A 21,429-nucleotide genomic window follows, 5' to 3' on the forward strand; every position below is an offset into this window, starting at 1 on the left:
ATATTGTAATATACTGTCGCCTATGTTTTAATCAGAAATACATGAGGGAATGTGCAGGCAGAGGAGGGAGATGGCATTGTGGTTGCGTTGAAGGACATTCTTTTACAAATACTGCTTGCAGGAGCTGCGGTATTCCTGATTCCATTATTGCACTTGGGGCTCTCCAAGCAAGCGGTCGCCAAGGCAGGATATCATAGGATGGTACAGACCAGTTTTGCCGCGACCAGTGTGGTGAGCATGTTGCTATGTCTGCTTTTTGCCCACTATGGGAGTCCGGTGTCAGTTCCCATCTCCTTGGGCATTGTGCCCCTGACGCTAGTCATATTGTATTGCAGGCCTCGCATTGGTCTAACGCTGTCTCTTCTCCAGATACTCTTCTATTTTCTCTTTGCACATCCCTATAATCTGTACGGATTTCTACTTCAAACGGGCATCCTTCTCTATCCTATTGTATGGTTGTCAGCCAAACGATTCAAGCATTATACACGTTCACGCAAAATGGCAACAGTTATCGCCTTAATAACGGCAGAGCTGGTTGTGTCCAGTGTACTGTATATTCCATTGATGGAAAGCCAGCCAACATTCTCAATAGTACAGTGGGTATTGCTAGCCCTGGGATATACCATCGGTGCAGTTATTGCTGGAAGTCTTAGTATGCTCTGGATTGAACAGATGCAACATCACCGGGGGCTTGAGCAACATTTGTCTGAAGTTCATCATAGATACATAGCCGAAACGGAAAAGCTTAACCAAATTCTGAATGCTGTTCCTTTATCCATCGCAACCGTAGATAAGGAAGGGACCGTGCAGTTCGTCAATGATACGATGGAGCAAACGGCGCGGGATCAACTGCCTTGCACAACCACACCGGATTTGATTGGGCAACCAGCGAGTCAGTTTGTCGAACAAGCCCAGGCAGACAAGATGGAGAGCAGTATTCGTAAAGCCATTGTTCATGGAGAAGTGAGTGGGCTAACGGTGCGTTACGGTTCAAACGTGTTTCAATCCCGGACCGTTCCCATCTACGCGTATTCAGCAGAACTGCCAAGAGAGGCTATCGGAGCCATGTTGATCATTCAGGATATTACTGAGCTTGAAATGCTGCGGAGCGAGCTCGATAATGTGGATCGCCTCAGTCTTGTCGGCCAAATGGCTGCAAGTATTACCCATGAAGTAAGGAATCCGATGGCGGTTGTGCGTGGTTTTCTTCAATTAATGCAGGAAAAGAGTCCAGAGTCCCTGGATCACTATTACCGGATCGTTCTGGAAGAGCTTGATCGGGCGAATAGCATTATTAATGATTTTCTGTCATTGGCTCAGAATCGAATTGCCGAGAAAGAAGAATCCCAGCTGCATGATATCATCCATGAACTAAGTCCTTTGTTATGGGCGGATGCAAATTTGCGAGGTCAGAGTATTGAATTTATGCTGGCTCACAATGTGCCGAAGCTGCATCTGAATTCAAAGGAAATCAAACAAGTGGTACTTAATCTGGCTCGTAACGGGATGGAAGCCATGAATGAAAAAGGGGTACTTACACTTGAGACCCGGTTGGTGGATGACACCGTGGAGCTGTGTGTGCGAGATACAGGCCCAGGAATACCTAGAGTGAAGCAGGAGAAGCTGTTCGAACCTTTTTTTACGACCAAGGCCAAAGGAACCGGACTGGGATTATCCATGTGTCTGAGTATTGTTGAACGGCATAACGGAACCATTACCGTCGAATCGGAGGAAGGGCAGGGTACAACTTTCAAGGTTGCATTTCAACGCTGAACTTTAAGCATGTTTTGCCAAGGAATGAGACATAATATTGAAGGAGAAGCCTTTCCGCAGGCGGTGTTTGAACCTTGCTTTCATTGATTAGGGATGTATAATAGGAATAGCACAAAAGCATTTAATTTTTTAAATAATAGAACTCACATGTTTAAGGAGTGAAACCGAATGTCTATGTCATTTGATCAATACATGAAAGATATGGTTCAACCGATGCGGGATGATCTGACTCGTTTGGGAATTCAGGAGTTGCGTACTCCAGAAGAAGTTGAAGCAAGTTTGCCGGATGCCAAAGGAACCGCTCTGGTTGTCATTAACTCGGTTTGCGGATGTGCCGCAGGTCAATGCCGTCCAGGTGTATCCCAAGCACTTCAACATGATATTACACCAGACCACCTGTACACAGTATTTGCTGGTCAGGACAAAGAAGCTACAGCAAAAGCACGTGAATACTTTGCACCGTATCCTCCATCTTCACCTTCCATCGCTCTGATGAAAGACGGAGAACTCGTTCACTTTATTGAGCGTCATCAAGTGGAAGATCGTTCTGCGGAGGAAATTGCGGCTGAACTCACAAGTGTGTTTGACCGTTACTGCCGTTAATTAGCTCAAGCAACGCCCCGCCTTTCGGATGACCGATGCCGGGGCGTTTCATTTTGAGCGAATAGGGTTATTGAACCATTCGAACCTTTCAAAATGGACATCAAATTTCATTAATTTAGAAACGGGGTGTGTGAACGATGAGTTTGCAACAACAGATCATCGCTGAATTGAAGGTTAAACCAAGCATTAATGAAGAAGAGGAAGTGCGCAAGCGCGTGGACTTTCTCAAAACCTATGTGAAAAATGCCAATTCCAAAGGGTTGCTTATTGCAATCAGTGGCGGGATTGACAGCGCTGTAGCTACGGCACTTTGCAAAAAAGCAACGGACGAGCTTACAGCTGAAGAGAATAAGGAATACAAAACGCTGGGTGTATTCCAGCCTTACGGTGAGCAATCGGACATTGACCATAGCTATGCTGTAGCAAAAGCCTACGACCTGAAGCACGTTGTGGAAACCAACATTGAAGATGCAGTGAACGAAATCGCACTCGAAGTGGAACAAGGTTTCAAATCCATGGGTAGCCCGCGTCATATGACTCACCAAGGCAAAGGGAACGTGAAAGCGAGAACCCGTATGGTGATGCAATATGCTCTGTCCTTTGAGGAAAACCTGTTGGTTGTCGGAACAGACCATGCTTCTGAAGCCATTACGGGCTTCTACACCAAATGGGGTGACGGCGCCGTGGATATTACACCACTGAGCAGCCTGAACAAACGTCAAGTGCGTCAGCTGGCTGCGTATTTGAACGTGCCACAGGCCATTTTGGACAAGGCTCCATCAGCAGGACTCTGGGAAGGCCAGACCGATGAAGATGAACTGGGCATTTCGTATGAAGCGAACAGTGACTATCTGGAAGGCAAACAAATTGATCCGGCTGCACAGGAACGTCTTGAAGCATTCTACACACGTACCCATCACAAACGTAATGCCATTCCTGGCATCTAATATGGATTGCAAGCATGCCATGATCTGATATGGGCAATGCAAGTATCTGAACAGCAAAGAGTCACTGCATAAGGCAGCGACTCTTTTTGTTATGCAAGATTAGTTAATCCAAGTTGCGATCTGGCGAAGTGTTTCGGCGATCGCCTGCTCAAGCTGCTTCGTCGATTCCTTGAATGGATGCACAGTATTAAAAGTATGATTACCGCCGGGAATCTGGTGCCACGGGATATCCGGGCGAGCCTGAACCAGTGCGGCCGAGCCGTCACGCAGCCGTGTGCCGTCCTCTGTTCCCTGAATAAGTGCCACACGCAGAGGGGAAGAAGCCAAACGATCAATGATGGCGTAACGCTCCTTATGCACGTCCAAGTCTTCCAGAATGGACACGTCCAGAGGCATCTGCTGGCCAGTTCGCCCGTTCGTGACATGGCTGCGGCCCTGTGTGCGCATTTCTTCTTTTTGCTCAGGGGTAAAGAGATCCAAGTTGGTTACACCGTTCCAGGAGAGTACACCTGCAATCTGTTCGGGATGATCCAGCGCGTACACGAGGCTTACGCCTGCACCGCGGCTATGTCCAAGTAGAAATACCGGCAGTCCGTGGAGTTCTGGCTGTGTGGACACATAATCAAGCAGTGTTGCCAAGTCGGCAAGCTCCCGGCTGTACGTATTGACTGCAAACTTTTCAAGTTCAGAAAATTGCTCTAGATCTTCTCCAACTCCGTTGTGAGAGAAATTGAAGGTCAGGACGTGATAGTTCTCGCTTAGCTGGGATGCAGTGTAGGGGAACATGCCCCAGTCTTTGAAGCCTTTGTAACCGTGAGCTAGGATAATGATTCCTTGAGCGGGTTGCCGTGCAGTGAATATATTTCCGCGAATGACGGCATCTTCGCCTGCAGGCAGTTCAAATGCTGTGGACATATCTTATTCCTCCTAAAGTTTCTTCTATTCCCGATTCATATTTTAACATAAATGGTAATGTGGACGAAGGTACTCGCATCCATGCGCGCCTCCTGCTACAATAGAATACGTGTTCGGATAAGTTACGGATCAGATGACCGAATGGAGATCGTTTACAGCATAAAAGGTTAAGCGGGTGAAGCGTTAATGATATATGGCATTGGAAATGACGTACTGGAGATTGGGCGTATGCGCAGGCTGTTGTCAGGTCAACACGCCGAAGCGTTTATGAAGCGGATTTTAACGCATGCAGAGCAGGAGATTGCGGAGCATCGGGGAAAACGGATGGTGGAGTTTGTATCTGGTCGATTTGCAGCGAAGGAAGCTGTGTCCAAGGCATTTGGCTGCGGCATTGGAAGCATGATGAGTTTTACCGACATTGAAGTGCTGCCTGATGCGAAAGGACGTCCCGTTGCCACACTGTCTGATGAAGCGTGGGAACGACTGCAACTGCCATACGGCAAGCAGTATGATATTCACTTGAGTATTACTCACCAGACGGAGCTGGCTGCGGCCTTTGCTATTGTAGAGCAGATGGGGAAGACGTTGCCTGAATCTGAACAGTAACAATGTGGGAGAACGTGTGAAGAACGTAAGCATGGTAACAGGAGAGGACGGGAATATGGGTTTATTGGAACAGAAACGACATTTCAGTGTGAATTTGCTGGATTGGTATATGGTCAACAGACGGGATTTGCCGTGGCGTCGCCACAACAATCCTTATTTCACGTGGGTATCGGAAATTATGCTGCAACAGACTCGGGTGGATACGGTGATCCCGTATTTCAACCGTTTTATTGGGAATTTTCCGACTGTACAGGCTTTGGCTGAAGCACCGGAAGAAGAGGTCTTGAAAAATTGGGAGGGGCTCGGATATTATTCGCGTGCCCGCAATCTTCAAGCAGCTGCCAGACAAGTCATGGAGCTGCACGGTGGGGAGATGCCACAGGACAAGCAGGCAGTCTTTGCGTTAAAAGGGGTGGGCCCGTATACAGCCGGGGCCATTCTCAGCATTGCCTTCAACCAGCCGCAGCCAGCGGTGGATGGCAATGTGATGCGGGTCCTGTCCCGATACTTCCTCATTGATGAGGACATTATGAAGGGCAGCACCCGGGTGTTGATGGAAGAGCTCGCGGGAGAGCTCATTCCAGAAGGGCGTGCGCGTGATTTCAATCAGGCGCTGATGGAACTTGGCGCACTGGTGTGCACGCCCAAAGCGCCGCACTGCCTGACTTGCCCGGTCATGGAGCAATGTTCCGGCCGCATCGCCGGACGGGAGCTCACGCTGCCGGTCAAGACCAAGGCGAAGCCGCCGCGCCCTGAGCAGCGGCTGGTCGCCATTGTGGAGGGCCGCGGTGCTCATCGCGGCCGTGTGCTTGTGCGCCAGCGCCCAGCGACGGGCCTATTGGCCCGCATGTGGGAGCTGCCGCATGTGCTGGCGGCGCCCGCCGCAGCCGGCAAGGCGGCGGGGCCGCTGGCAGATGAGCCGGCCATGGCTTTGCTGGCCGGCAGTCTGTGGGCGGAAGGCTTCGCTGCCCGCCCGGAAGGGCTGGCTACCCATGCGGAGCATGTGTTCAGCCACATTGTCTGGAGCCTGCAGGTGTACAAATGCACCGAGCAGGACCAGAGTAACGAGCTTCCGCTGATCGCCGCGGAAGCCAGAGCCGCCTACGACGCACAGGCGGCAACAAGGGAGGGCACAGCCGCATCATCAGCTGTGTCACCTGAGTCAGCCAAATCGCCATCGGAGCCGGGCACTCCTCATGCACAGAACATCTCAACATCGCTTAACGATGGAGAGCTGCTCGCACCATCTGACGTTAGTGACCAGGCGCTGAGCACACTGACAGGTAAGGGTGATGGGCTGACCTATCGCTGGATTGGTCCAGAAGATATGGACAAGATGGCATTCCCGAACATATTCCTGAAGCTGATCAGCAGTTATTTTGCAGGGGCATATGACGATGTTAATGAATAGTGAAACTACTCCATACTAACCGTCTTTGAATGAGGATACTTGCTCTAAGGACTAAGGATTCTTAACTTAAAGCTCGTAGCCGTAGAAGGATTACTCATAACCCAGTGCAGCAAGCAAAAGCAAATAAAAAAAAGCCTGATTCGGTCGTGTTGACCAAATCAGGCTCTTCTATTATGCCAGCAGTCTTATTTCGCTGCAGCGTAACGTTTGTTTACTTCGTCCCAGTTGATTACATTCCAGAAAGCTCCGATGTAGTCAGGGCGTTTGTTTTGATATTTCAGGTAGTAAGCGTGCTCCCATACATCCAGACCCAGAACCGGAGTCAGACCTTCGAAGAGAGGGCTGTCTTGGTTAGGTGTGCTAGTGATGGACAATTTGCCATCTTTACCAACTACGAGCCAAGCCCAACCGGAACCGAAACGAGTTGTAGCTGCTTTTGCAAAATCTTCTTTGAATTTGTCAAAGCCACCCAGTTCGCTATCGATTGCTGTTGCGATGTCTCCAGTAGGAGCGCCGCCGCCGTTAGGTCCGATGATTTCCCAGAACAGGCTGTGGTTAGCATGTCCGCCGCCATTGTTGCGAACGGCTGTGCGGATACCTTCAGGTACGCTGTCAAGGTTAGCAATCAGATCTTCCAAGCTTTTACCTTGCAGTTCAGGAGCGCTTTCCAGAGCTGCGTTCAAGTTCGTTACGTAAGTATTGTGATGGCGATCGTGGTGAATTTCCATCGTTTGCGCATCAATATGTGGTTCCAGTGCGTCGTTAGCGTAAGGAAGTGCTGGTAATTGAAAAGTCATAGTGAAATACCTCCTGAGATTTTTGAATTTTTGTTACGGTCAGCATTTTGCATAATTCAATTCGAATCGCTTCCGGGACAAGTTCTAGACGAATAGGATCACTTCGATCTATATCTTGCTGAGTGAAAGTCGCTCACAGGATTTATGCAAATTGCCACAGGTACCTATGTAATAATACCCTTGTCACTAATATTAAACCGCATTCGGGCTAATTAAGCAACATTTTTGTTTATTAAGTCCCCCCAGACGTTGATCCATTCATGGGTCAGAGATAACAAACATATTTTACCCATTATGAAACTATTTATGTGATTTTAGGTGTTTAAATAGAGGGGAAGTTTAATATTCGGATGTAAACGGTTACAATTAAGCGCTTTCAAAAGAAAATGCGTGTTTTATGGCGTAAAGTATGGTTTAATTGACGAAGAAGCGGTATTTTCTCGTTTTTTGTCATTATATGAACATTGGGTTTTTGGTAAAAAGGGGAGCCCCTTTTTGTAAAACCTCATCTAAGCTAACGAAAAGGGAGATTTAAGACATGCACGTTCGTTCCTTTCAGTTGAGTGATGCAAGCCAGATGACAGAGCTTCTCCAGGTTGCACTATCGGAAGAGTGTTATGAGAACACGATGGGCCCGTTTGCCCGTCAATTGTCATGGGATTCTGACCTGATCATGGTTGCGGAAGAAGAGGGAGACCTCGTCGGCGCTTTGATCGGTACGATTGACCACAACCAGGGATGCATCTATCGTATTGCGGTCCATCCAGACTATCGTCGCCGCGGAGTCGGCAAAAAACTTGTCGAGGCCATGGAACAAAGGTTCCAGCAGCGTAAAGTCAGTCAAATATGGGTGGCGGGTGATGAGCACAACAAAGTGGCCATGCCTCTTTATGAAGCAATGGGTTACGGTGCCAATCAGATTATGAGCGCTTTCCAGAAACTTAGTATCTTGTCCAAAGCTTAGTTTGCATGGTTAAAAAGAAATATAAACAGATTTTCATTTTATATTAGGCGTATCTTTCAGCGTGTAACAACGTGAGGGATATGCCTTTCTATTTATATGGGTGCTATTCACCGATTATTCCCCTTTTTTCGCCACTTCTGAACGCCATTCCATTTAACTTAATCCCTGGTTTAATTGTTTTAATCCCGTTGTAATTCACCCTTCAAGTTGTGTTGGTGCTCATAACCAATTGTTTCACCCTTGCAAATGAAGTAGAATTAAAAGGATTATGATCACTCGATTTTGGTAATATCAGAACATATAAACGTGGAACGCCAGCTTCCTGATATTTTTAAGAAAAACGTTCACTATATGCGATCTGTCTGCCTTGAAAGTACGTCGATCGATGTTTTTCTTTATAAAATTGATAAACGAGGTGTCTCTTTGAACTCCAATAATCTTTCAACGGAGCATGTGGCTTCCAAGGAACGAAATGGTCCGGGAGTGCCTGATCAACCGGGGAAATCCTGGGGTGCAGAGCTTTGGGACTGGGTGAAAACGATAGTGATTGCTTTTGTAATCATGATGCTGTTGAACCTGTTTGTATTCAATCTTTCGATGGTCAAAGGTCAATCGATGCAGCCCACGCTGGTTGAGCGGGACCGTTTGTTTGTGAATAAAATTGTATACGATTTTGGGACACCGTCCCGATCGGATGTTATTGTACTTCGTGATCCAAGCGAAGGTGTGGAGAAAAAAGATTTTCTGGTCAAACGGATTGTCGGACTTCCCGGTGATACGGTTGAAGTACGGGATCATCATCTGTTCGTGAATGGGGAGCAGCAAGCGGAAACGTACACGGATACGGAGGTTCAGGACCCTGATTTTGGACCGATTACGCTGGAAGCGGATCATTACTTTGTGATGGGAGATAACCGTCATGAAGGCAAGAGCAAGGATAGCCGTGTGTTTGGCAGCATTACATCCAGTGAAATTGTAGGCAGAGCGGAGTTTATTTTTTGGCCGTTCTCGGAAATTAAAAAACTGTAAAATGTTAGCAGGACAAGGACAACAACTTCACGCTACATTTTGCGTTAAACGATATAGACTCGGTTTCTTTCTAGCTCCGGTATGTCCGACTTGTATATCGAAATCAGCGCCTGTCCTCCCACCTGAGGCGGGCGTTCACTATTTACGGAATTAGCGTGGAAGAAGAGAGGGAATAGATATGACGAGTGTACAGACCGGAGCAGCAAAGGCAGCAGCTGTATGGGAGAAGTTAAAACAAGAGATTAAGGCAGCTGCTCCCGAGATGGGTATTGATGATATAGGATTCGCTTCGGCAGAACCATTCGTGACCTTGAAATCCATTCTGGAGCAACATCGGGCGAAAGGATTCGAGTCCGGATTTGAGGAGCCTGATATTGAGAAAAGGGTGCGTCCCGAACTAAAAGATGGAGAGCCTGCTTCGCTCATTGCTATTGCTGTTGCTTATCCATCGAAGATGGTCAATCCGCCGAAGTCGGAGCCGGGTGCATACCGCGGTATTCTGGCTCGTTCCGCCTGGGGGCAGGATTATCACCAAGTCCTGCGTGCAGCGATGGACAAGCTGGTTAACTTTATACGTGAGCGCGTACCTGAAGCCATGATCGAAAGTATGGTAGATACGGGGGCGTTGGTGGACCGTGCTGTTTCCCAACGTGCGGGGATAGGATTCAGTGCCAAGAACTGTGCCATTATATCGCCCAAATTCGGTTCATGGATCTTTCTCGGCGAACTGGTCACGAATATTCCGTTTCAGCCAGATAACCCGGTGACCGAGGATTGTGGTGAATGTACGAAGTGTATTGATGCCTGTCCAACAGGAGCATTGGTGGGACCGGGACAACTGAATGCACAGCGCTGCATTTCGTTTGTGACCCAGACGAAAGGCTTCGTGGATGAAGAGTTTATGCTGAAAATTGGCAACCGTCTGTACGGTTGTGATACCTGTCAGATTGTCTGTCCGAAGAATCGGGGTAAAAACTGGGACCACCATCCCGAGTTTCATCCCGATCCGGAGATTGTAAAACCTTTGCTGATACCGCTGCTTGACATCGGTAACCGCGAATTCAAAGAGCGCTTTGGCCAAAGTTCCGCCGCTTGGCGGGGCAAGAAGCCAATCCAGCGCAACGCCGTAATTGCCCTCGGCAATTTCAAAGACAAAACCGCTGTACCGAAACTAACGGAGGTACTGAAGCGTGATCCGCGTCCCGAGCTGCGGGGAACTGCAGCTTGGGCGCTGAGCAGAATTGGAGGAGAAGACGCAATGAGAGCCATTGGGGAAGCTGCCGCTAACGAACAAGATGGGAACGTGCTAAGCATGCTGCAGAAGGCCAAGGAACGACTGAGTTCGTCCGAGACCTTACCCGATAAGCCTCAGGCAGAGCCAAAGAGCAACGATAAGCCTGAGGATCAGAAGGAACAGAATAAGACACCCGAACAGGAAAGCGAGCAGACGATAGAGCCTGCCAAACCAGAAGCTGCAGCATGGAAACCATCAGCCGTAACAGGCCTGCATGGTACGCCAGTATATTACGATGAAGTGCTGACGCCGATCGGTACACTAACGCTTTGTGCCACGGATAAGGGCCTGTGTCACATTGATTTCGGTGCATTCCATGTGCGCGAGGCGCATCTGCAACAATGGGCCCGTACATGGATTGGCGAATATCGATATGAGAAAAATGAAGAGAAGCTGAGTGAAGCTGCACAGCAGTTGAAGCAGTATTTTGCAGGAGAACGAAAAGCGTTTGAACTGAAGCTCGATTTGTTTGGAACACCATTCCAGCTACAAGTATGGCAAGTCCTGTCCGATATATCTTATGGAGAGGCCTCAACACACCAACAGGTTGCGGAAATCATCGGTAGGCCCAAAGCTGTTCGAGCAGTTCTGGATGCCATTAGTAAAAATCCGATTCCGATTATTATTCCCTGTCACCGCATCAGCGGTAAAGACGGAACCCTGGTGGGTTATGTAGGCGGGCTGCAAACCAAAGAGCAATTGCTCACATTGGAGCAGCAATCGTAAGAGCGGGGGACGTTCATGAAGTATGTTAACGTGGAGAGCGTGGAAGCGGGAGAGTTTCTGGGCAAAACAGTATATTCCGGTAACGGTACGGTATTGCTGTCTGCCGGAGTCCAACTCACCGTATTTATGGTTAATACGCTGAAGCGTATTGGCGTGACCATGCTATACATCCAGGATGAAGCTTATAAAGATGTGGATACAGAAGACATTCTGGATGAAGCCACGAAAAAAGCAGTTATTAATGAAATGAGTGTAACTCTTGAATCTATCCGTTCCGGGAAGGACTGGAGCCCGAAGAAGGTCGCCATCAGCATCGATAAATTGTTGAACGATGTTCTGAATGGGCGTGAACTGCTTGTCCAGCTCACAGATATTCGGACCAAAGATAACGCACAGTATGTTCACGCCATGAATGTATGTTTGCTGTCTTCTGTCATTGGTCTGAATCTGGGGCTTAACTATGTGCAGCTCAAGGATCTAGCCGTCGGAGCTCTATTGCATGACATCGGTAAAGTAGGGGAGCCACCCGGCAGCGGTTCAGCAGCGAATTCCTCCCTGCATCACACGTGGAGAGGGTTCGAGTTGATCAAGTCCAAACGGGAGTTCAATCTGCTTGTGGCACATACAGCTCTGCAGCATCATGAGCATGTGGATGGAACGGGACAGCCGAGAGGTATCAAGGGAAAAGACATTCATCTGTTCGCCAGAATCGTCAGTGCAGCTAACACGTATGATAATCTGATCAATGGCCTTTCGGGTCGAAGGTTGCTGCCGCATGAAGCCTGTGAAGAGATGATGGCGATGTCTGGCACGAAGCTGGATCGTGACATTTTGATAGAATTCAACCGGAGTGTATCCGTTTATCCGAATGGAACAGCAGTTCGATTGTCTACCAGAGAGACCGGAGTCATTGTGCGTCAGCACCGGGGTTTGCCCGGTAGGCCGGTCATTCGGGTGGCACGTGGCAGTACACGTTATGATCTGGATGTGATTGAAGTGGATCTGGCTCAGCATACAACCGTTTTCATAGAGGCGGTACTGATGTAACTTATACGGATGTTCCTGAAAGATTTATTGAATGTTTTCGATCTGTTTTCTGGATGTTAAATTCAGTAGATAGCTGGAAAATCCGTTTGCTCAAGGCGTGCGGAAATGCTATGATAACTTTCAGGAAATCCGGTGCGTGTCATGTTTGCATTGTGAGCGTATAACATCATGTGCTGACACGGATCATCAGGCTTTTTAGATTGCATACAGAGGTGTCTAAGAGATGGCAATAGCAATACCGATTATTACATTGATTGTTGGTCTGGTCGGAGGATTTTTCATTGGGGTATACTACTTGCGGAAGCAGCTTGAGAAAATGCAAAGCGATCCCGACATGCTCCAGAAGATGGCGAAGCAAATGGGTTATAACCTGAATGGCAAGCAGATGCAGCGCGCCCAGCAGATGATGAAGAACCAGCAGCCTGGCACTAAGATGCCTCAGCCGCAACAACATCCTGCGCGTAAAAACTCGGGCCGCCGAAAATAATAGCTGTGAGTGAGCATTTTGCATAAATCAAAAGAGCGACTTCCAATCATCAATGTGTAGATCGAAATGGTTTTATTCGTCTATATATTATACCCGGGAGCGGTTAAAATCGAATTATGCATAATGCTGAAGTGAATAGCTACTTACAGCATGTGGTTCGAAAGGAGGCGTTCGGCAGTGGCTGGCGTTAAAGATTATTTGAATTCAAAAGTATCCGACAATCGGGAGAAGATCGAGTATCACATTGAGCAGATCTTGCAATTGATCGGTGAGGATAGTACGCGGGAAGGGCTGCTTGAAACGCCTGCACGCGTAACCCGGATGTATGAAGAGATTTTTGGCGGGTATGAAGTGGACCCGCGCGATGTACTTGGAGTGACGTTTGACGAGAATCATGAAGAACTGGTCATTGTGAAGGACATTGTCTATTACAGCCAATGTGAACACCATATGGCGCCTTTCTTCGGCAAGGTGCACATTGGATATGTACCGAGTGGCAAGATTGTGGGATTAAGCAAAATGGCCCGTCTGGTGGAGGCAGTTACCCGCCGCCTGCAGGTTCAAGAGCGCATTACCTCACAGATTGCCGATATTCTGACTGAAGCGGTAGAGCCGAACGGTGTCATGGTTGTCGTGGAAGGCGAGCACTTGTGCATGTGTTCCCGCGGCGTGAAGAAGCCGGGCAGTAAGACGGTTACATCTGCTGTACGTGGTTCTTTCCGTGACAATCCGGCACAGCGTGCCGAGTTCCTGTCGCTGATGAAAGATTAAGATCGGCTCATTCCACTCGATGGACAAGCCAGAAGCATTGAATCCTTTGGCACCATCATGTTGTTTCCATTCGGCAATTTGCTGGATCTGAAATGGCAGTATAGATGCTTGTGCCAATGGAAGCTTTCATAAATAAGCCGTGTTCCCTGGGGAACCGGCTTATTTATATATTACTTTTGCATTCATGGGGATACATAAGGATCACGTAATTATTTCAATTCATCCAGATTAGTTTAGTCGGAGGCTATCTTATATGAGTGTACCGTCCAATTCAGATCAACCCGGATCGCCGGGAATAAAGCAGCAGATGCAGCTGGATCATTCATTGCGTCTACAGATTTGGGAGACACCGCTGCTGCGGCACGGGAGCAGTGTGCTTGAAGCATTTGCTTGGGAAGAAGTCATGTGCCGCCGGGTGGGAGAGGGTCAGTTGCCCGTTGCTCATATATGGCGGCATCCAGATGCCTTTGTAGCAGGGCTGCGGGATCGGAGGCTACCACAGGCGGTAGAAGCGATGGAACGCATTAGAAGCCAGGAAACAGCGGTCTGCGTTCGTCCATCCGGTGGTGCAGCAGTTCCCTTGAATCCAGGGGTGGTTAACGTTTCTTTAATTTTGCCCAACCCTGGACGAGCCATCAATATACACGATGATTTTCGGGAGATGGCCTCACTGATTGCTGAATCGCTAACACCGTGGTCGAGTCAGGCACGTACGGGGGAGATCGAAGGCGCCTTCTGTCCTGGAGATTATGATGTCAGCGTGGGTGGACTGAAATTCTGTGGTATTGCCCAGCGTAGACAGGCCAAGGCTTATATCATTACGGCCTTTATCATCGTGGAAGGACAAGGGGACCAATTGGCAGCAGACGTGCGTAAGTTCTATCAGGATGCAGCAGACGGTGCCAGCGAAGGCTATCCGGATGTTCGGCCCGGAACGATGGCGAGTTTGCAGGAACTGGCAGGTGTCCCTTCTGCTGCGGCGTATACAGCTTCGCTGGTACGTACACTGCGTCAGCGTTTTCCCCTGGCGGAGACGAGCCGTGTGTTGACCGTGGATCGGGAAGCCGTTAGACGGACGGCTGAGCAGATGAAACTACGTTACGATTAGGTTCAGAAGCTTGGACTTGGAATTGGGTAATAGAGATGATATGATGTGATTTCGGAAGGAGAGTGTCTACATGGAAACTTTAAGATATACGTACTTATATGAGGTCATTTCTACAGGCGAAAAGTCTGAATTTAGCCAAATGGCTACAAGCAAGGAAGAAGCAGCTGCCCTGATCGTTGCACGTATCGCTGATCTTGAATTTACAGGTGAAGAAGATATCAAGCTGGGCGATCTGATCGCAATTAGCAAACAGGTTGGCGACAACTATGTTGCCTGTGAAGGCTGCGCGTCTTAAGGTAAACGCTCTGCCCAGTGGTTCTCAAATGATAAGCAAGTCTCTAGTATAGAGGCTTGCTTTTTTTGTATCTGCATTTGGATTATTCGATTCAGGCGCGCCCCGCTGAACAACAAATTGCACGGGAAGAAACATGCTTATTTGAAAGTGGTTTTGCGAAAATGCGAGAAAAGGCATATTATCACGAAAAATGACGATAAATGTTCAGAATCCGTTCAGAGCTGATAGTTATAATCTTCCTACAACAGAAAGAGAAGGGAAGATTCGAACATGCGAAAAAAGGATCACCAGAAGCGCGCCAGGCTCCTGAGACGAATAGGGGTCGTGATATTATCGTTCCTTATGGTCTTCGGTATGCTGCCAGTTGTGTTTCAACAAGGCGTCGTTCAGGCCAAGAGTTGCTATGAAATAACGGAAACGGATTCTGATGATGTTGAATGGAAGCTCATTAGTACGCCTGAAGAGCTCTATTGCGTAAGAGAAGACTTAAACGGTAATTACAAGCTGAAGAATGATATTTCTGAAGCAGCCATGAGCACGTTTTTGAACGGAGGATCTTGGAATCCAATTGCTGACATCATAGAAGATGAGCTTATGCCTTTTACAGGCAGGTTCGATGGGAATGGTTATTCAATTTCTGGTTTGAGAACAACAGATGATACCCAGAAATCTGTGGGGCTGTTCTCAGTTTTACAAGGTGCTGAGGTTAAAAATCTTATATTAAACGATGTTTCTATAAAAGGAAATGTGATCGTAGGCGGACTTGCCGGACGGAGCATAGAGTCGCGAATTGAAGGGATCCAAATCAGTGGAAATATACAAGGGAATATGAGAGTAGGCGGTATTTCAGGTTTATCGGACGACAGTGAGTATATAAATAACAGCACTAATGTCGAGGTGATCGCCTTAGGTGAGGATGGCGACTCACTCGGGGGACTTGTTGGAGAAAGTAATAAGAGCACAATCATTGCAAATGCTGCTGAGGGTATAGTGAGTGGTTATGAGGCTATAGGTGGACTGATCGGAGAGTCGAATGATAATTTCATTCATCAGAGCTACGCTTCAGGACAGGTGACGGGTAACTACCAGGTAGGCGGCTTGATTGGTCAACTTAATTTTGAATTAAGCCATACCATTGCAGACAATTATGTGGTTGGTTCAGTGAGATCTAATGCTACAGGGGATAATGATTTTTCTGCTGAAGCCATTGGCGGACTGATTGGTGAAGTGAATAAAGTACGTGACTCAAGTAACACCTCTCAAATAAATGTACTTAATAATTATGTGGCGGCATCTGTAAACGTTATGTCTGATAATTCATCATCACCTATTGATGATCAGACAATAGGGTCAGTCATTGGTAATCTGAATGATCCAGAGAATCAAGTTATCTTTACTAATAACTACTATGATTTAGCCAAGAGTAGTACGAACCAGCAGAATGGTTTTAATTATGCAACGGGTCTTACTACCGAACAGATGAAACAAAATTCTAATTTCAATGGATGGGATTTCGATGGAGTTTGGACAACTCGTAACAGGATCAATGATGGGTACCCGATCTTGCGTTCATCCAAGCTTATGAATGCACCGACTCCACCACTGCCCGATCCTACAATAGATTATCTATATCCATTTCCTGTTAATGGAACAATTACCCAGTCCACATCTAAAGTTAAAGTGAAGCTTAATGAAGCCGGTAGATTTTATTTTGACAATCAATTGTATGATGAGGAAATCGTAGGACAGTCTGACGAAGATACTAAATTACATGCCTTAGCTAACCTATCTTATGTTGATCTAGAAGCCAATGAAGAGAAATCGTTCTTGTTCACAGGACTGGACGAGAACTCTTCGTATCGAGTGTTCCTGGCGGTAGAAGATAAGAATGGTCAGCTCAAGAACATGGGAGATCGGGGATATTCAACACTTGCAAACTCAACTCCTCTTCCACAAAACGTAGTGGCTACACCTGGTGATGGTCAGGTTGCCATTGAATGGACTACAGAGCCAGAATTAGATTATCGCGTGTATATGTACCAAGGAACAGCAGCACCTGAGGATCCCGATCTGTGGACGGATGTGACGGACAGTTACAGTGATGGACATATCAGTAATCTGACAAATGGGCAGTCCTATATATTTGCAGTTAGATCGTATACTTCCGATGAAGAAAATTCAGATTATGTTGCATCTAACGTTGTGATCCCGCAAGAGGAAAATAATAATGGTGGTGGATCTAATCCAGATCCAGACCCGAACTTTCCTGTACCACAGCATGTAGTGGCAACAAAAGGTGAGAAAAAGGTTACGTTAACTTGGGATCCAATCATGAACGGATTAGCTTCGGTCTATATGTACGAAGGTTCATCAGCACCAGTAGACCCTTCACAATGGGTACTTGTTACTTCTAATATTATGAATAGTAGTTGGGAAATTAATGATCTTAGAGAAGGCGAAAAATATATTTTCGCTGTTAGAGCTGTATATGAAGATGGCGTATCCGAATATGGAATCTCTAATTCAGTGAAGATTAACATAACTCCATCCAATCCAGAAACGCCAGGTAATGGGGGAGGTGGGGGAGTTATTACTCCAACTCCTGTATCGCCAACAACTCCACAAGCTCCACAGAAAGAAGTAATCAAAGTGGATGTAGCGAATGGGGATCAAGCTTCAACGATCGCTTCCTTGGAGATTAAACGTACTCGAGGAACAGATGGTACGGTTAAGGATGAACTTTTTCTTGATCAGAGCAAAACGCAAACCATTATCGACCAGTTGAAACAGACAGGCTCCCGTACAGCGGTTGTCTTGATCCCGGACGCAAAAGATGAAGTATCACAGTGGGATCTGAAGCTCTCTCCACAATCGTCAGCAATGCTGGCTGAGCAAGGAGTGAATCTGGTTATTTCTAATCCTAATGTAAAGATTATCATTCCGGCGAGTTCCTTGAACGGACGCACAGATGATATGTATTTCCGTCTTGTACCGGTGAAGAAGGAATCCCAACGTTCAGAGATCCAAACGAGAGCACAGGCGAATGAGTCGATCATCCAATTCGTAGGCACAACGGATATCCAGATCATTGGACGTCCAATGATGATCGAAACGAATCTACAGAGCAGACCTGTTACGCTCATATTGCCTTTAGATGCTAATCAGGTTGCAAGTGTGAAGTCTGAGGAGCTAGGTGTATATATTGAGCATAGTGATGGAACGAAGGAGCTTGTACACGGCAAACGGGTTACCCTAAACGGTGATCATCAGCAAGGCGTCGAGATTGAAGTCAACAAATTCAGTACATTCTCCGTTGTTAAGGTCAAAGACTGGACAGACAACACATTGAAAGCACACCCTTATATTCAGGGGTACACGGATGGCAGTTTCCGGCCAGAGCGTAATGTAACTCGTGCGGAAATGGCAACATTAATCACGCGTATTCTGGGAACATCGACTCTTGAGGGAAGTCATGAATTTACAGATGTTACATCCAGTCACTGGGCAGATGCGGCTATCTCAGCAGCAGCTCAATCCGGTTATGTTCAAGGCTACACAGATGGCAGCTTCAAGCCGGATCAAGCGATTACTCGCGCGGAAATAGCTGTCCTGTTACAGCCGTTATTAACATCTGATCAGATGACTACTGCTCCGACAGCATTTACCGATGTAAACGAGCATTGGGCGCAACAAGCAGTAGAACAATTAAGTTCGGCGGGTGTAGTTACCGGATACAAGGATGGCACGTTCCGTCCAAGCCAGCCGATCACCCGCGCTGAAGCTGTTACAATGCTGAATAAGCTGATCGGTTTTCAAGCTGAAACGAATGCGGTAGGACAGTGGTCGGATGTACCCGCCACACATTGGGCTTATGAAGCGATTGAGGCAGCTTCTATCCGCAAGTAAATAGTTGTATTCAAACTCAAAGAGATATCTTTCAGTCATTTGGCTGGAGATATCTCTTTTTTTACATCAAATTATTGTACCATGGATTCAATGCGCTCCAGAGTACTCCCCGATGCTATGCTTAGCCCGAGAATCCTAATAAGGCGGCCATAAGAGCTTGCGCGCAGTTTCGTAACGTTCCGCCACAGCTGGCCAGTACACAACCTTCCACCAATCCTCGATATATTTTTTGCGTTCATTCTGGTGTTTCAGATAGTAGGCGTGTTCCCATACATCAAGTGGCAGGAGAGGCACGATGTCGGACTGGGACAGGTTCTGATGTTTCTCCGCCTGTAAAATCTCCAATCTGTGCGCCCGCGGGCTCCAGACCAGCATGGACCAGCCACTGCCTTCCACTTTGTTGGCCGCTTCAGTGAATTGATTCTTGAACGCTTCATAGCTGCCAAAATCCCGCTTGATCTGCTCTGCGAGCATACCGGAAGGCTTACCTCCACCTTTAGGGTTCATAATTGTCCAGAAGATCGTATGCAGGTAATGGCCTGCACCATTAAATGCGAGTTCGCGTTCCCAATGTTTAACGAGTTCAAAATTATTCTTTTTCCGCGATTCTGCCAGCTTTTTCTCCGCGGTGTTCAGTCCGTCTACGTAGGATTGATGGTGTTTGTCATGGTGTATACGCATCGTCATCTCGTCGATATGTGGTTCCAGCGCATTGTAGGCATAGGGTAGGGGTGGCAGTGTGTGTCCGCCAATAGGTACAGGTTTCTCTTTGACTGGCGCTGCTGAAGAGCTGGTTGTACCCTCGGCATTTGTATTGGGAGTCTTTACAGCAGTCGCTGAAGATTGTGCCTGTACCGCTGGAGTGGAGTTATTGATTTTTCCCGCAGCATTGGACGATTCTTCTACAGCTTCACGATAGGCTTGTTCAGATACGGGCGTTGAAGCAACTTGTACGTTGGGATCAGCCGGTTGTTCCGAGGTTTGAAGAATATGGTCCAGTGAAAAAGATGGATCAGACACCAAATCTCGCAAAGCTCCAGATTGTTTCAGCGTTTCAAGTACCCCCAGGAAATACTCCGATTCACGTATGAAATGCAGAATAACCACTTTGGCAATCGGCACCTGCTGAACAGCAGTACTTTGCTCCAGCAGGACGTACAGCTGTCTAATGAACTCACGCGATTGTGTGCAGGCCGCAGCCACGAGCTGTTCAATACAGCGGATGATGTAGGGAGCAGGCGGTTGGGTTCCCGGCAGTATTTGCTTCAACAGCTGATTCGCGATTCGTTCGCTATTCTCAAAAATCGCTTCCCATTCCGCAAGCCATTTGACATATGAGGGTTCAAGATCAGGAACCAAGGCACGAATGACAATCGTATGTTCCTTCTCTTGCTCTTTCCAGAAACGGACTTCTTCGAGTACCCGCAGAGGCAGCAGATGCCCATATCCATACCAATTCATAATCGGTAAACCTCCGTTCAAATGAATTTGAGTTCAGATCCAGCATTAGATATAAAAAAATGCGATCGCCCGATTCGCTCAATTTGTGATATACAAGCTAGAGCTGTCTTTAATTACGTCCCAAAAGTATATTCTCCAGACATGTTGTCCTATGTATACACAAAAAAAAGAGCCCCTAGGGGCTCTTGAATTACCGGATTTTCACGATTCTCCGTTATTCGTATTTTCCACATCATCGCTGCTCGTCTTGGTCACATGACTCAGGAATGTGGAGACACGGCGCAGATATTCCTTCGGATGCTCCCGGAAGATCAGCTCATGATGCGCACCGTCCACAATCCATTCATCGGAATTCGGATTGGTTTGGTTGCCGGCAAGCAGCTCCGCAATCGGGTAAGGAGCTTTCTCATCCTCGGTACCATGGATGAAGAAAATCGGGAAAGGATAATCTTCTTTTTTCACTTCTTGATATGGAATTTGCTGCAATCCGGTCCCGTTCAGAATCGGGAACAGCAGGTTCATAATCTCCAGCGTAGGCTGCCGCGGAAGATCAATCTGATTATGGATGTTGTGATACAGCGTATCCGGCTCAAGCAGGAACGTGCTGTCCAGAATCATAGCATCCACATCTTTGGTAATCAGCCCAGTCTGCAGGGCTGTACCTGCACCCATGGAGAAACCCCATACGACAAGCTCCTGAGCTCCGCGCTGCTTCGCAAACTGGATAGCACCAAGCAGCTGCTGGGACTCGGCTTTGCCGCCTGTGGCAACAGCTTTGTTCACCTGTGAAGCGAAACCGTAATCGAACATCACCACATTGAAGCCAAGTTGGTGAGCATAATGGGCCAGATCATACATTGGTACCCAGGTCTCTTCACGATTCGCACCATATCCATGGCTGAATATGATGGTTTTGTTTGCATTATCATCAGCCGGAATATACCAACCCTGCATCGTTCGACTGCCGTCTGCTGCCGGGAACGTGATGTCTTGATACTTCATGTTCTTCGCCTGCATGGGATTGGAGAATACAGGCGCTACAGTTGGATTGGATAATACCCAAGCAATATAACCGTGTAGTGCAATGAAACAAAAGAGCAGAAAAAATACAACGGAGAGCAACAACGCCACGACAATATGTTTGAACCGGATCAGCCTCGGTGATAACGAAGAAGGCAGATCTGACACTTTCGTTTGCAGCGGGGCTTCGCTCTGGGATGTCGGATACATGATTGCCCCTCCTTTAAAAATCAAATGAAGATAACAACGAGACGAACAGAGCGGATAAA

At 47.5% G+C, this 21,429-nt stretch carries 18 protein-coding genes; 14 read left to right on the forward strand and 4 right to left on the reverse strand.

The annotated features are described in order from the left end of the window. The first annotated feature begins 51 nt into the window (after positions 1-51). From PTQ21_RS08395 to nadE, 3 genes are all read left to right on the forward strand, one after another. On the forward strand, positions 52-1,773 hold the full coding sequence (locus PTQ21_RS08395; RefSeq protein ID WP_095206241.1) for a two-component system sensor histidine kinase NtrB: 1,722 nt from the start codon (positions 52-54) through the stop codon (positions 1,771-1,773). Positions 1,774-1,941: 168 nt separating this feature from the next. Continuing rightward, a complete protein-coding gene (locus PTQ21_RS08400) occupies positions 1,942-2,376 on the forward strand; it encodes a BrxA/BrxB family bacilliredoxin (RefSeq protein ID WP_053779648.1) in 435 nt (144 codons plus the stop codon). A gap of 137 nt (positions 2,377-2,513) precedes the next feature. Beyond that, entirely contained in the window at positions 2,514-3,323 is an 810-nt protein-coding gene (gene nadE, locus PTQ21_RS08405; protein WP_063567821.1) for an NAD(+) synthase, read from the forward strand. A 99-nt stretch (positions 3,324-3,422) separates the two neighbouring features. Here nadE and PTQ21_RS08410 read toward each other — a convergent pair whose 3' ends face one another. After that, positions 3,423-4,238: an alpha/beta hydrolase gene (locus PTQ21_RS08410; protein ID WP_064642409.1), complete on the reverse strand. Its 816-nt coding sequence runs from the start codon at positions 4,236-4,238 to the stop codon at positions 3,423-3,425. A 186-nt stretch (positions 4,239-4,424) separates the two neighbouring features. On the opposite strand from PTQ21_RS08410, the gene acpS reads away from it, so the two are divergent. Further along, the gene (gene acpS / locus PTQ21_RS08415; protein WP_090810330.1) at positions 4,425-4,844 is read left to right on the forward strand and encodes a holo-ACP synthase; all 420 of its coding nucleotides are present in this window, start codon (positions 4,425-4,427) and stop codon (positions 4,842-4,844) included. 55 nt (positions 4,845-4,899) lie between these two features. Beyond that, a complete protein-coding gene (gene mutY, locus PTQ21_RS08420) occupies positions 4,900-6,255 on the forward strand; it encodes an A/G-specific adenine glycosylase (RefSeq protein ID WP_274569473.1) in 1,356 nt (451 codons plus the stop codon). Positions 6,256-6,440: 185 nt separating this feature from the next. Here the strand turns inward: mutY and PTQ21_RS08425 are convergent, their stop codons facing one another. Beyond that, positions 6,441-7,052 carry a superoxide dismutase gene (locus PTQ21_RS08425; RefSeq protein WP_274569474.1) on the reverse strand — a complete coding sequence of 204 codons (612 nt, stop codon included), beginning with the start codon at positions 7,050-7,052 and terminating at the stop codon, positions 6,441-6,443. A 538-nt stretch (positions 7,053-7,590) separates the two neighbouring features. On the opposite strand from PTQ21_RS08425, the gene PTQ21_RS08430 reads away from it, so the two are divergent. From PTQ21_RS08430 to PTQ21_RS08470, 9 genes are all read left to right on the forward strand, one after another. Continuing rightward, positions 7,591-8,016 carry a GNAT family N-acetyltransferase gene (locus tag PTQ21_RS08430; protein WP_024632996.1) on the forward strand — a complete coding sequence of 142 codons (426 nt, stop codon included), beginning with the start codon at positions 7,591-7,593 and terminating at the stop codon, positions 8,014-8,016. A 423-nt stretch (positions 8,017-8,439) separates the two neighbouring features. Then, entirely contained in the window at positions 8,440-9,045 is a 606-nt protein-coding gene (gene lepB, locus PTQ21_RS08435; protein ID WP_024632997.1) for a signal peptidase I, read from the forward strand. A gap of 178 nt (positions 9,046-9,223) precedes the next feature. Further along, positions 9,224-11,065 carry a tRNA epoxyqueuosine(34) reductase QueG gene (gene queG, locus PTQ21_RS08440; protein ID WP_064642404.1) on the forward strand — a complete coding sequence of 614 codons (1,842 nt, stop codon included), beginning with the start codon at positions 9,224-9,226 and terminating at the stop codon, positions 11,063-11,065. A 15-nt stretch (positions 11,066-11,080) separates the two neighbouring features. Further along, positions 11,081-12,112, forward strand: coding sequence for an HD-GYP domain-containing protein (locus PTQ21_RS08445; protein WP_063568445.1), 1,032 nt, complete (start codon positions 11,081-11,083; stop codon positions 12,110-12,112). Positions 12,113-12,335: 223 nt separating this feature from the next. Then, positions 12,336-12,599: a YneF family protein gene (locus PTQ21_RS08450; RefSeq protein WP_063568444.1), complete on the forward strand. Its 264-nt coding sequence runs from the start codon at positions 12,336-12,338 to the stop codon at positions 12,597-12,599. 177 nt (positions 12,600-12,776) lie between these two features. Further along, positions 12,777-13,370: a GTP cyclohydrolase I FolE gene (gene folE / locus PTQ21_RS08455; protein WP_063568443.1), complete on the forward strand. Its 594-nt coding sequence runs from the start codon at positions 12,777-12,779 to the stop codon at positions 13,368-13,370. A gap of 253 nt (positions 13,371-13,623) precedes the next feature. Further along, the gene (locus PTQ21_RS08460; protein WP_083584800.1) at positions 13,624-14,478 is read left to right on the forward strand and encodes a lipoate--protein ligase family protein; all 855 of its coding nucleotides are present in this window, start codon (positions 13,624-13,626) and stop codon (positions 14,476-14,478) included. Between the two features lie 70 nt (positions 14,479-14,548). Next, positions 14,549-14,773, forward strand: coding sequence for a hypothetical protein (locus PTQ21_RS08465; protein ID WP_053779639.1), 225 nt, complete (start codon positions 14,549-14,551; stop codon positions 14,771-14,773). 270 nt (positions 14,774-15,043) lie between these two features. After that, positions 15,044-18,679, forward strand: coding sequence for an S-layer homology domain-containing protein (locus PTQ21_RS08470; protein ID WP_274569482.1), 3,636 nt, complete (start codon positions 15,044-15,046; stop codon positions 18,677-18,679). Positions 18,680-18,814: 135 nt separating this feature from the next. On the opposite strand, the gene PTQ21_RS08475 is transcribed toward PTQ21_RS08470, so the two are convergent. Further along, on the reverse strand, positions 18,815-20,140 hold the full coding sequence (locus PTQ21_RS08475) for a Fe-Mn family superoxide dismutase (protein ID WP_274569483.1): 1,326 nt from the start codon (positions 20,138-20,140) through the stop codon (positions 18,815-18,817). A gap of 201 nt (positions 20,141-20,341) precedes the next feature. Continuing rightward, positions 20,342-21,370 carry an alpha/beta hydrolase gene (locus PTQ21_RS08480; RefSeq protein WP_063568039.1) on the reverse strand — a complete coding sequence of 343 codons (1,029 nt, stop codon included), beginning with the start codon at positions 21,368-21,370 and terminating at the stop codon, positions 20,342-20,344. Positions 21,371-21,429: the final 59 nt, after the last annotated feature.

Origin of the sequence: Paenibacillus marchantiae (assembly GCF_028771845.1) — a bacterium.
In the GTDB taxonomy this organism is placed as follows: Bacteria; Bacillota; Bacilli; order Paenibacillales; family Paenibacillaceae; genus Paenibacillus; species Paenibacillus marchantiae.